Genomic DNA, 11,873 nt, shown 5'->3' on the forward strand with positions numbered 1-11,873 from the left:
GTTTTTAGGAATAGTTTCTAACTCCAAAGATACTACTTCCAATGCGTACCATGGTGCTGCCTTCTTCAATAGCTACGGAGTAATCTCCGCTCATACCCATGGATAGCACTGAAATATTGGGGAGTTCCTGCTTAAGCTTTTCGAAAATGGATTTAAGGTTTGAAAATTCTTTTCGAACCTGGTTTTGGTTTGAAGTAAAGGTAGCCATACCCATCAATCCCATAATCTTTATGTTTTCCATGGCTTTGAATTCTTCGGACTGAATAAGCTCCTTTAATTCCGCTTCATCCAACCCAAATTTAGTGTCTTCCTCTGCAATGTGCATTTGCAAAAGACAAGGAATCACCCGATCATGCTTCTGGGCTTGTTTGTCTATTTCCTTTAATAAGCGAAGACTGTCCACTCCGTGGATCAAGGATACAAATTCGGCCATGTACTTGACCTTATTGCGCTGTAAATGCCCGATCATATGCCATTCAATGTCCTTGGGGAGCGTTTCCCATTTTTGGGTCATTTCCTGTACTTTGTTTTCACCAAACACCTGCTGTCCGGCTTCATAGGCCTCCAAGATGGCTTCATTGGGCTTGGTTTTGGAAACCGCTACCAAGGTTACTCCGTCGGGTAATTCTGTTTTTATGTTTTTGAGATGTTCTTTAATCGACATAAAGACGTATTATAATTCGTAAATAGCCAATCCGCTCCGTAGTTTGGGTTCAATATAGGTGCTCTTGGGCGGCATTACCAAACCTGCGTCGGCAATAGACTTTATTTCTTCAATAGTAATGGGCACCAAGCTGAATCCCACGGCAAATTTACCTTCATCCACACAGTCCTTCATTTTAATAAGGTTGTGCTTGCCGTAGCCGTAGGAAATCCGTTTGTCGTTTCTAAGGTCCGTTATTCCCAAAATAGGTTCAAGAATGGTCTTGAACAAGATTTGGGTGTCCAATTTACTCAGTGCATTGGTAAAAGTATAATTGGTCCTTCTAAGGTAGAGCGAATAGAACTCACCTTCCAAATACATGCTAAAATGATGCTTCTTGGTAGGTTTATAGAGGCCATCTTCCCGTTTTTCGATTCGAAAATGCTCATCCAGTTTGATCAAGAATTCCTTTTTGGTATGACCATTCAAATCTTTGACCATACGATTGAACTCATAAATCTTGATTTGGGATTCAGGAATGAGATAAGCCATAAAGAAATTGTAGGCTTCCTTACCTGTATGTGCCTTGTTTTGGCCTTCCATTTTTTTTGCCAACAGGTTGGATGAAGCGCTACGGTGGTGACCATCAGCAATATAAAGGGCATCCATTTGGGCAAAGGCAGCCTCTAAACTTTTGATGGTTTTCTTATCTGAAATTTTCCAAAGCTTATGGCTAACCCGGTCCGTAGTGGAAAAAGCGTATTCTGGTTGTTTTTGGACTTCTTGTTGAAATATGGTGTGGATGAAATCATTATCCGTGTAGGTCATCAGCACAGGCTCAGCATTAAAACCAACGGTGTGCAGATAGTCTGCGAACAACCGCTCTCGATGTTGAATGGTGTCTTCATGCTTTTTGATGACATCCTTTCTATAATCGGCAACGCTGCAGGCGCAGAAGAACCCAAGGCTTTTAAAATCCCCTTTTCCTATTTGGTAGAGATAAAAACAAGCTTGATCATCTTTTTGGAAAATATGTTCCTCCAAAAACTCCAAATATCGATTGTGCACCAATCGAAACCGTTCTTTCCCAGTAATGCTCTTATCAAACTTAAACCCTGGATTGATAATATGCAAAAATGAGAATGGATTGTATTTTAGTACGGATTTCAACTCATCTTTGGGATATTCCTCGTAGGAGCGCGAAGCCACAAAAGAGACCTTGTCCTTGGTTGGTCTTATGGCCTTAAAGGGTTTTACTAGGGCCATTTTTCATTAATTGAATTGAGCCGAAACATGTTCCGCTTTTCGGGACTCGGAATAATCATAAAAACCTTCCCCTGATTTTACGCCCAATTTTCCTGCCATGACCATATTCACCAATAGGGGACAGGGAGCATATTTTGGGTTTTTAAACCCGTCGTACATCACATTCAATATGGAAAGACAGACGTCCAACCCAATAAAATCAGCCAATTGCAATGGTCCCATGGGATGCGCCATGCCCAACTTCATCACAGTGTCTATTTCTTGAACACCAGCTACACCATTGTAAAGTGTTTCAATGGCCTCGTTGATCATGGGCATAAGAATCCGATTGGCCACAAAGCCGGGGTAATCGTTTACCTCAGTTGGAGTTTTTCCCAACTTTTGGGAAAGTTCCATTATGGTTTTGGTCACCGCATCAGAAGTATTGTATCCACGGATGATTTCCACCAATTTCATAATGGGGACAGGATTCATAAAGTGCATACCAATGACTTTGTCCGGACGTTGTGTGGCCGCACCAATCTGTGTAATGGAAATGGAAGAGGTATTGGTGGCCAAAATAGTGCTTGCTTCGCAGGCCTCATCCAAATCCTTAAAAATCTTGAGTTTAATGTCCAGGTTTTCCGTGGCGGCCTCTACTACCAAGTCCACTTGGGAAACCCCTTTGTTCAAATCTGTATAGGTGGAAATATTGGCCAGGGTGGTCTCTTTATTCTTTTGGTCGATAACCTCTTTGGCCAACATTCGGTCCAAGTTTTTGGTGATCGTGGCAATCCCTTTGTCCAGGGAGGCTTGGGAAATATCAATAAGATTGACTTGAAATCCATTTTGGGCAAAAACATGGGCTATTCCGTTGCCCATGGTTCCTGCTCCGATTACGGCTATGTTTTTCATTGTATTCAGATTGAAATTATGTCAGTTCGGGCACAGTAGCAAACAACTTCGATTATTTTTCAAAAGAGGCTATGATCTGAAGGGCTACTTGTAAGGCCTTTGTACCTTGCTCCAAAGTCACTATAGGTTGTGTATCGTTGTAAATGGCATCGGCAAAGGTCTCCAGCTCATCCAAAATGGCATTGTTTACTTCAATTTCGGGATTTTCAAAATAGATTTGTTTTTTTTCTCCTTCCGCGTTCTGTAAAATCATATCAAAATCCCCTGGATTTTCCGGGGCATCCTTCATTTTCACTACTTCCACTTTTTTCTCCAGAAAATCTACAGAAATATAGGCGTCCTTTTGGAAAAAACGGGATTTTCGCATGTTTTTCAGGGAAATCCGACTGGCCGTTAAATTGGCCACACAACCATTTTCAAATTCTATACGGGCGTTGGCAATGTCAGGAGAACTGCTAATGACAGATACACCGCTGGCATTGATTTGTTTTACATTGGAGTTGACCACGCTCAAGATTACGTCAATATCATGGATCATAAGGTCAAGGACCACAGGGACATCGGTGCCTCTGGGATTGAACTCGGCCAAACGATGGGTTTCTATGAACATGGGGGTTTCTATCTTATCCTTTACAGATAAAAAGGCGGGATTAAAACGTTCCACATGCCCTACCTGACCTTTTACACGATGTTTTTTGGAAAGCTCCAACAACTCTTGTGCTTCCTCAGAGGTATTGGTTATGGGTTTTTCAATAAAGATGTGCTTTCCTTTTTCAATGGCCTTTTTGGCGCAATCATAATGGGAGAGGGTAGGGGTAACAATATCTACCACGTCCACAGCATCCATGAGGGTGTTGATGTTTTCAAAATAAGTATAACCAAACTCGGCCGCTACCTTTTTTGCATTGATTTCATCGGGGTCGTAAAAACCAACTAGCTCATACCTTTCCGATTGGTTCAAGAGCCTAAGATGTATTTTTCCTAAATGTCCTGCGCCTAGGACACCAACTTTTAGCATAGTATGTGTTTTTGTCAAAAATAAGGATATGGGGGCACTCTTCCACAAAAATAACGGCTGAACCGAGGGAAAGTTTTTGGAGAACTTTTTAAATTCGTGGACCAGACCAATGAGATGAAGGATACGCTTAAGCACAAGGGCATGCGCAATAAGTTGGCGGAATTGCTGTCAACTAAGGGAATAAAGGATAAAAGGGTGATCGAGGCCATTAAAACAATTCCAAGGCATTTGTTTTTGGACAGTAGTTTTGAGGACCATGCCTATCAAGACAAGGCCTTTCCCATTGGTGCGGATCAAACCATTTCCCAGCCCTATACGGTGGCATTTCAGACCCAATTGCTCCAGGTGAAGCCCAATGACTCCATTTTGGAAATAGGCACAGGAAGCGGTTACCAAACTGCTGTTCTGCTGCACTTAAAAGCTCGTGTATATACCATAGAACGGCAGCAGGAGCTTTTCAAGAAAACGCGTTTGTTCTTCAATAAGATGCATTACAGACCCAAAAAAATGGTGTTTGGTGATGGCTACAAAGGGCTGCCTGATGACGCCCCTTTTGATAGTATTATAGTTACAGCCGGCGCCCCCGAAGTTCCCAAAGCTTTGATGTCTCAATTGAAGGTGGGAGGAAGGTTGGTGATTCCTGTAGGTGTGGATGAGCAGGTTATGACTTTATTTGTTAGGAAGTCGGAAAAAAGGTTCGAGAAAAAAGAATTGGGCGCTTTTCGGTTTGTTCCTTTGCTTGAAGACAAAAACTAGTTGTTGAAATCTTTTTTGATTCGAGAAAGATTGCGCTTGTTGTCTCGATCTTTGATGGTTTCCCGTTTATCGTACTGTTTTTTACCCTTGGCCAATCCAACATTCATTTTGGCCAATCCCCTGTCATTGATAAAAAGGTTGAGAGGAATGATCGTAAGCCCGGAAGTGGCCACTTCTTTTCTAAGTTTTCTGAGTTCCCCTCTGTTCAGAAGAAGTTTTCGCTCTGCTTTGGGCCTGTGGTTGTAATGTCCTCCGTGGCTATATTCATCAACCTGCATGTTAATGACAAAAAGCTCGCCCTTGTCATTGAACTCACAAAAACTTTGGGATAGGTTGGCCTTTCCCAATCGGATGGATTTAATTTCAGTACCTCCCAAGACAATGCCGGCAGTATAGGTGTCCAAAATCTCATAATCGAATCGGGCCCGTTTGTTCTTTATGTTGATGTTTTTCATCATGGAGGGCAAAAATATAAACTCTTCGGGAAGAAAATTGTAATGTTGTGGCTTATTTTACGAATATACTTGAAACCCTAACGATGAATAGATACTTTACTTTTCTAATCCTTTTATCTTTTCTTGCTTGCAAGGAGACAGCAAAAGAAACACTATCCGTACAAGAAATTGTGGACAAATCAATAGCCGACAGTGGTGGGGTGTTATACAAGAACCACGATACCTCATTTATTTTTAGGGATAAGAAGTACAGCGCAAGTAAGGAAGATGGGAAAAAGGTCTTTGTACGGATCTTTAACTTGGATTCCGTTACCGTAAAGGATATTAAAAAGGGAAACAGTTTTCAACGCTTCTTTAATGATTCCCTTGTTGAGGTACCGGATTCCATGGCCATCAAATACGCAAACTCCATAAATTCGGTCCATTACTTTGCCCGATTGCCCTATGGTTTAAATGATAAAGCCGTTAACAAAGAGCTTTTAGGCGAAGAAACCATAAAGGGAAAAGAGTATTACAAAGTAAAAGTCACTTTTGATCAAGAAGGAGGAGGGGATGATTTTGATGATACTTATGTGTATTGGTTTGATAAAGAAAGTTTTAAACCTGATTATTTGGCATATGACTTTCATGTGAATGGTGGAGGTCAACGGTTCCGAAGGGCCTACAATGAGCGGTACGTAAATGGTATCCGGTTTGTGGATTATGAGAACTATAAACCCCAAAAAGAGGATTCGGGCATTTTGGAAATAGGCAAACGGTTCAACAATGGGGAACTGGAACTGCTTTCAAAAATCGAACTTACGGATATTGCAGTAGAAAAGCATTAATCCATTTTCAACCTAAAATCGGTGGGAACACCATCAATGATGCGAACAATAAAAAGGCTGCTGTTGTCCGTATCGTCCATGGGTTCATATTTTTCAACCTCGATCATCTTGTTTACAAAAGCAGGGGTTGTGTTACTGTGCCCAACCACCAAAACATTTAAACCCTCATTTTCAGATTTAAATTGTTCAATATCAATATTGTTGGGGTCATAATACTTTACGTCTACATTTTTTTTAACCGAAGTAGGCGCAGCCGTCATGGAAGTACGCTCATAATTGGTGGAATAAATGACATCTATGGCTATGGGATCAAATACCTCTGCCCATTTTATGGCCCGGTCCAAGCCATCTTGATTTAGCTCTGGATCAGGATTGTCTGGATCGGTCCGGTCTTTTTCAGCATGTCTGATAAAATAAAAAGTGGATATGACAGGGTCTTCCACAATTTTCGTATCTTCTTTGCAGCTGACACTTCCAACTAAAATAATTGCAAGGGCAATTAGAGGTTTGATAATCCGCATAGTAGTGATATAAGAGTTCCCTCGTTATTTATGGTTCTGGTTTTAAAAGTAACGTTTAATTTTTATTTTCTCGTATGCGAAAGACCTTGCTTTTCCTTTTGGTGATATGGATTTCTGCTTTGGGTTGGGCCCAAGAACCCCAATTACCATCTGATTTTAGGCAGCATACTCTGACGCAGTTCAATGCCAGTTTCTTAAACGCCACTTATGCTGCCAATTGGAACAGGCCAAATTCGCTCTCCGTTTGGATGCGTTGGCAATGGCAGACCTTGGATGGGGATCCTACCACCACTTTTTTGAATTATACCCACAATATCAATAAAGTATCAACCGTGGCTGTAGGTTTTTTGCAGCATAATACAGGCACTTTCCTGCAAACGGGAGGACATTTTAATTATGTGCATAAGTTTTCAGTGGATGAGGGGGTTGATGTTTATGCCGGAACCAATGTATTTGCTTCGCAGCGCAGCTTGGCGGACGACCGGGTAATTCCCGATTCCCAAATGGATACAATACAGCTTGAGACTGCTGAAGGCTTCATTGTGCGATTTTCACCGGGAATACGGCTTCAGGCAAATCAGTTTGGATTGGGGCTGGCCTTTGAGAATGCTTTTGGATTTGGCGGGGGTGAAGGTGATTTTGAAGAAACTTCCAATTTTAAGACTATTACAGGAAGTATCAATTACGATGTTCCAGTGTCTATTTTTTCCAACTGGGGCCATAGTTTTGTGCGGCCTATGCTGTATGTGAAGTCAGTTCCTAACGGCGACACACAAATTGGGGTCAACGGGCTGCTATCAACCCCCAAAGTTTGGTTACAGGGAGGGTACAACAGTTTTTATGGTGCCTCTGCCGGATTGGGTGTGACCCTTGGAGGAGTCTTTTCCATTGGCGGATTAATGGAGTTTGGTGCTGATACCTCTTTAACTGATGAAGACTCTACCTTGGAGATTTTACTATCCTATAAGTTTGATAAAAAACCAATCGAGGAAGAGGAGCCTATGCCTGATATGAAAAGCGAAGAGGAGATAGCCGTTGCTAAAAGAAAAGAGGAGGAATTACAAAAAAAGAAAGAGGCCCTAGAAGAACAGCAGCGTTTAGAACAAGAACAAAAGCAAAGGACGGAGCAACGATTGGAACAAGAGCGGAAGCAAAAGGAACAAAAACTCGTAGAGCAACAGTTGTTGGAAAAACAGAAAGAAGAGTTGGCCCAAAAACGCCTTCAAGAAGAACAACGCAGAAAAGACTCCATACAAGCTGCGCAGTTGGCGGAACTTCAACAAAAGAGGGAACAGCAACAAGATAGCCTTGCTAAGGTGCAAGCACAAAAAGTTGAGGTGGAACCCAACGAAAAATATGAGGAGGTGTCACAAGCAGATGGCTTGGAGCCTGGGTTTTATTTGATAGCCAATGTCTTTGGAACCAAAAAATATTTTGAAAACTTCATGAAAACCCTTCAGCAAAAAGGGTTGGAGCCAAAATCCTTTTTCCGTAGCGTCAACCAATTTAATTATGTGTACTTGGAGCGGTACAACACTATGCAAGAAGCCCGAAAGGCTAGAGACAGCAAGTTTTCTGGAAAGTACCCGGATAAAACATGGATATTCAGAGTGAGAGGTAATTAAGCGCAAAAATGGCTATTTTTTGATTTCTCCCTGCACCAGATGTTCCAAATAGGTCATGGTGTTGATAAGGTATTTTCGGTCTCGGGTCATGGTGCTCATGGCAATGGCCCCTTGAACCATGGTGAAAAGTTGTTTGGCAAATTGGAGTGGGGGCACGGGTAAGCGTATTTCACCTTTATTGGCGCCATTTTCCAAGACCAACGCAATCTTTCCTTCAATATCCTTTATAGTTTCTTTTACTGCGGCCACCAACAGAGTATTGTTGTTTTGCGCATCTACACCTACATTGAGAATCGGACATCCGCCCAAGGGAAGGGAGAAGACGTCGTATTGTCGATAGAATGCCATTAAAGAGAAAAGTTTTTCCAAAGCAGTACCATCAACCGCAAGTTTCTCATCTATGACACCCAATAAATGGTTCCGGTTGTATTCAAAAGCGGATAAGGCAAGCGCCTCCTTATTCTCAAAGTTACCATAAATGGCACCCTTGGTAAGACCTGTGGCCTCGGTAAGGTCACTCATGCTAGTGCCCACGTACCCAAACTTGTTGAATATGGGGGCTACGGTCTCAATAATGTACGCAGTGGTGCGTTCTGCTTTTTTGGTCATGGTGGTTCAGTTTGGTTGGGTGTAACTAATATATAAAAAATCAAATACTGTATGGTATTTTAAAAGCAAAAGCCCCTACTTTTAACAATGTAAGGGCTTTGTTTTCTATATCAATAGGTTTATTCAACCAATTCATTTTGGTTCCTGAAGACCAAATGATCGTCAAAAGAGTCCAGTAATACGATACTATCCGACTTTATTTTACCAGCCAACAACTCTTTGGATAGGTTGTTCAATACTTCTTTTTGAATCAACCTTTTAACCGGCCTAGCCCCAAATTGTGGGTCGTAACCTTTCTCGGCCAGATAACTGATGGCCTCTTCCGTGGCATCTAAGGTAATGTGCTGTTTTGAAAGCATCTTTTTCAGATGTTCCAACTGCAGCCTTACAATTTCCTTAATGTTGGCTTTGTTCAAAGGCGTGAACATAATAATGTCGTCTATTCGATTTAAAAACTCTGGACGGATGGTCTTGCGTAACAACCCCATGACTTCGACCCTGGCAGCTTCCGCTGCACTTTCCACATCCATTGCGTCCTCAAACTTCTCCTGAATGATCTGACTTCCCATATTACTGGTCATAATAATGATGGAATTCTTAAAGTCTGCTACACGTCCTTTGTTGTCGGTCAACCTACCTTCATCCAAAACCTGCAATAGAATATTGAAGGTATCAGGATGTGCTTTTTCAATCTCATCCAACAGAACAACGGAATAGGGTTTTCTTCTAACTGCTTCCGTTAACTGTCCGCCCTCATCATAACCTACATACCCCGGAGGCGCTCCTACCAAGCGACTTACGGAGTGTCGTTCTTGGTATTCGCTCATGTCAATTCGCGTAATGGCATTCTCGTCATCGAATAAATAGGCGGCCAAGGTCTTGGCCAACTCTGTCTTTCCTACTCCGGTGTTTCCCAAAAACAGGAACGAACCAATGGGTTTTTTGGCATCTTGCAAGCCAGCCCTACTTCTTCTTATGGCGTCTGAAACGGCCACAATGGCTTCTTCTTGACCTACAACACGCTGATGGAGTACGTCTTCCAATTTCAAGAGTTTTTCCCGTTCACTCTGCATCATTTTGGTTACAGGAATGCCGGTCCATTTGGCCACCACTTCGGCAATATCCTCATTGGTCACCTCTTCTTTGATCAAGGTGCCGGCACTTTGCTGATTGGCCAGTTCATCTTGGAGGGCGTCCAGTTTTTCTTGAGCCTCCTTGATTTTTCCATACCGAAGCTCTGCTACTTTGCCATAATCCCCATTGCGTTCTGCCCGTTCAGCTTCCAATTTGAAATCTTCGATGTCCTGCTTGGTCTTTTGAATGTTGTCCACAACGCTCTTTTCGCTCTCCCATTGGGCAAAGATTTCGTTTCTTTCCTCTTTGAGATTGGCCAAGTCCAAATTCAGGGTTTGCAATTTTGCCTTATCGTTTTCACGCTTAATGGCCTCAATTTCAATCTCCAATTGCATGATTTTTCGGTCCAGCACATCCAATTCCTCTGGTTTGGAATTGATTTCCATACGCAATTTGGATGCAGCCTCGTCCATGAGGTCAATGGCCTTATCCGGTAAAAATCTATTAGTGATGTAGCGTTGGGAAAGCTCTACGGCGGCAATGACCGCTTCATCTTTGATACGTACCTTGTGATGGGTCTCGTATTTTTCCTTGATACCCCTCAAAATGGAGATGGCGCTTTCCGTGTCTGGTTCATCAACCATAACTTTTTGGAACCGTCGCTCCAAGGCCTTGTCCTTCTCAAAATATTTTTGGTATTCATCCAAGGTGGTAGCCCCAATGGCTCTTAATTCTCCCCTAGCCAAGGCAGGTTTCAGGATGTTTGCCGCATCCATGGCACCTTGTCCGCCACCCGCACCCACCAGGGTATGGATTTCATCAATAAAAAGGACAATATTGCCGTCAGATGAGGTTACTTCCTTTATCACGGCCTTTAATCGCTCCTCAAACTCACCTTTATATTTGGCACCGGCAATAAGCGCCCCCATGTCCAGGGAATAAAGCACTTTATCCTTTAGGTTTTCAGGAACATCACCTTGCACAATTCTATGGGCCAGCCCCTCGGCAATGGCTGTTTTACCCACACCGGGTTCACCTACCAGCATAGGGTTGTTTTTAGTGCGTCTGGATAAAATTTGCAACACTCTACGAATTTCCTCATCCCTTCCAATGACAGGGTCCAATTTGCCATTGTCGGCCAATTGGTTGAGGTTTTTGGCGTACTTGTCCAAAGAATTGTAGGTGTCCTCTGCACTTTGCGAAGTTACTTTTCCTCCTTTGCGCAACTCTTCAATGGCCGCGGTCAGATCCTTTTCGGTAACCCCTTGGTCTTTTAGGATTTGGCCTATTTTGCTTTTCGATTTAAAAACGGCAAGCAGTAGATGCTCCACAGAGACAAATTCATCGCCCATTTTTTTGGCAACTATGCTTGCTTCGTTCAAGGTTTTTCCAGCTTCTCGAGACAACATGATTTCACTTCCCGATACTTTTGGAAAACTCTGAAGCTCCTTGTCCAAGATTTGATAGACGAGGGATGCATTGACATTCAACTTTTTTAAAATGAAGGGCAATACATTTTCATCTACCTCTGCAATGGCCTTGAAGAGGTGCTCATTTTCTATTTGTTGATGGCCATGCTCTTGGGCCAATTGCTGGGCCCTTTGGATGGCTTCCTGTGATTTTATGGTAAAATTGTTAAAGTTCATAGTGTTTGTTTTGTTTGCTCTATTTCAACAACCTTACCAGACAACAGGTGCGGACAAAATGTCTGTAAATCCTTGAAAACACAGGACATTTCGTCAGGTGTAAGGTTTTTGGTTCTGCTCGACATATCCTCTAAATTTGTAGCATGGGATTATTTGACAATGTATTTGGGAAACGGGAAAAATCTACCAATGAGGATACAACATCACCTTGGGTTTCTTTGACAACCTTGGGGCAGTTGGATGAATTGAAAGAGCGTTCACAAGAAAAAACGCAACTTATTTTTAAACATTCCACTACCTGCGGTATTAGCGGAATGACATGGCGTATGTTTAAAGGTTCTTATGAATGGGAAGGCAGATGCGACCTTTATTTTTTGGATATCCATGCCCATAGGGACATTTCCAACGCTATTGCTGATAGCTTTCACGTAAGACACGAATCACCTCAATTATTGATTATTAAGGATGGAGAAGTGACTTTCCATACTTCACATGGAGCGATTACTGATATCAACGTTGAAGATTACATATAAAAAAGC

Annotated in this window: 12 protein-coding genes; 4 read left to right on the top strand and 8 right to left on the bottom strand. The window is 42.3% G+C overall.

Annotation, left to right across the window (positions count from 1 at the left end):
• Positions 1-4: 4 nt before the first annotated feature.
• Genes EZV76_RS09280 through EZV76_RS09295 form a run of 4 tightly spaced genes read right to left on the bottom strand, consistent with a single transcriptional unit; the run spans position 5 to position 3,821 of the window.
• Positions 5-664: a YggS family pyridoxal phosphate-dependent enzyme gene (locus EZV76_RS09280; protein WP_136566262.1), complete on the bottom strand. Its 660-nt coding sequence runs from the start codon at positions 662-664 to the stop codon at positions 5-7.
• Positions 665-673: 9 nt separating this feature from the next.
• On the bottom strand, positions 674-1,909 hold the full coding sequence (locus EZV76_RS09285; protein WP_136566263.1) for a DUF1015 domain-containing protein: 1,236 nt from the start codon (positions 1,907-1,909) through the stop codon (positions 674-676).
• 6 nt (positions 1,910-1,915) lie between these two features.
• Positions 1,916-2,803, bottom strand: a complete 888-nt coding sequence (locus EZV76_RS09290; protein ID WP_136566264.1) for a 3-hydroxyacyl-CoA dehydrogenase family protein — start codon at positions 2,801-2,803, stop codon at positions 1,916-1,918.
• Between the two features lie 52 nt (positions 2,804-2,855).
• Complete coding sequence (locus tag EZV76_RS09295; RefSeq protein WP_136566265.1) at positions 2,856-3,821, bottom strand: Gfo/Idh/MocA family protein; 966 nt, start codon at positions 3,819-3,821, stop codon at positions 2,856-2,858.
• A gap of 114 nt (positions 3,822-3,935) precedes the next feature.
• Here EZV76_RS09295 and EZV76_RS09300 point away from each other — a divergent pair, with 114 nt between their 5' ends.
• Entirely contained in the window at positions 3,936-4,577 is a 642-nt protein-coding gene (locus EZV76_RS09300; protein ID WP_136566318.1) for a protein-L-isoaspartate(D-aspartate) O-methyltransferase, read from the top strand.
• On the opposite strand, the gene smpB is transcribed toward EZV76_RS09300, so the two are convergent.
• On the bottom strand, positions 4,574-5,035 hold the full coding sequence (smpB, locus tag EZV76_RS09305; RefSeq protein ID WP_136566266.1) for an SsrA-binding protein SmpB: 462 nt from the start codon (positions 5,033-5,035) through the stop codon (positions 4,574-4,576). The two genes, EZV76_RS09300 and smpB, sit on opposite strands and share 4 nt — an antisense overlap.
• A gap of 80 nt (positions 5,036-5,115) precedes the next feature.
• Between smpB and EZV76_RS09310 the strand changes: the two genes are divergently transcribed.
• Positions 5,116-5,859 carry a DUF6503 family protein gene (locus EZV76_RS09310; protein ID WP_136566267.1) on the top strand — a complete coding sequence of 248 codons (744 nt, stop codon included), beginning with the start codon at positions 5,116-5,118 and terminating at the stop codon, positions 5,857-5,859.
• Here the strand turns inward: EZV76_RS09310 and EZV76_RS09315 are convergent.
• Entirely contained in the window at positions 5,856-6,380 is a 525-nt protein-coding gene (locus EZV76_RS09315) for a histidine phosphatase family protein (RefSeq protein ID WP_136566268.1), read from the bottom strand. The genes EZV76_RS09310 and EZV76_RS09315 overlap by 4 nt on opposite strands.
• Positions 6,381-6,454: 74 nt before the next feature.
• Between EZV76_RS09315 and EZV76_RS09320 the strand changes: the two genes are divergently transcribed.
• On the top strand, positions 6,455-8,005 hold the full coding sequence (locus EZV76_RS09320; protein WP_136566269.1) for a PorP/SprF family type IX secretion system membrane protein: 1,551 nt from the start codon (positions 6,455-6,457) through the stop codon (positions 8,003-8,005).
• A gap of 12 nt (positions 8,006-8,017) precedes the next feature.
• Here EZV76_RS09320 and EZV76_RS09325 read toward each other — a convergent pair whose 3' ends face one another.
• Positions 8,018-8,614: a TetR/AcrR family transcriptional regulator gene (locus EZV76_RS09325; RefSeq protein ID WP_136566270.1), complete on the bottom strand. Its 597-nt coding sequence runs from the start codon at positions 8,612-8,614 to the stop codon at positions 8,018-8,020.
• Positions 8,615-8,733: 119 nt separating this feature from the next.
• Positions 8,734-11,334: an ATP-dependent chaperone ClpB gene (gene clpB / locus EZV76_RS09330; RefSeq protein ID WP_136566271.1), complete on the bottom strand. Its 2,601-nt coding sequence runs from the start codon at positions 11,332-11,334 to the stop codon at positions 8,734-8,736.
• Positions 11,335-11,477: 143 nt separating this feature from the next.
• Here clpB and ytxJ point away from each other — a divergent pair, with 143 nt between their 5' ends.
• Entirely contained in the window at positions 11,478-11,867 is a 390-nt protein-coding gene (ytxJ, locus tag EZV76_RS09335; protein WP_136566272.1) for a bacillithiol system redox-active protein YtxJ, read from the top strand.
• The last annotated feature ends 6 nt before the right edge of the window (positions 11,868-11,873 follow it).

Origin of the sequence: Flagellimonas alvinocaridis (genome assembly GCF_004916895.1) — a bacterium.
Classification (GTDB): domain Bacteria; phylum Bacteroidota; class Bacteroidia; order Flavobacteriales; family Flavobacteriaceae; genus Flagellimonas; species Flagellimonas alvinocaridis.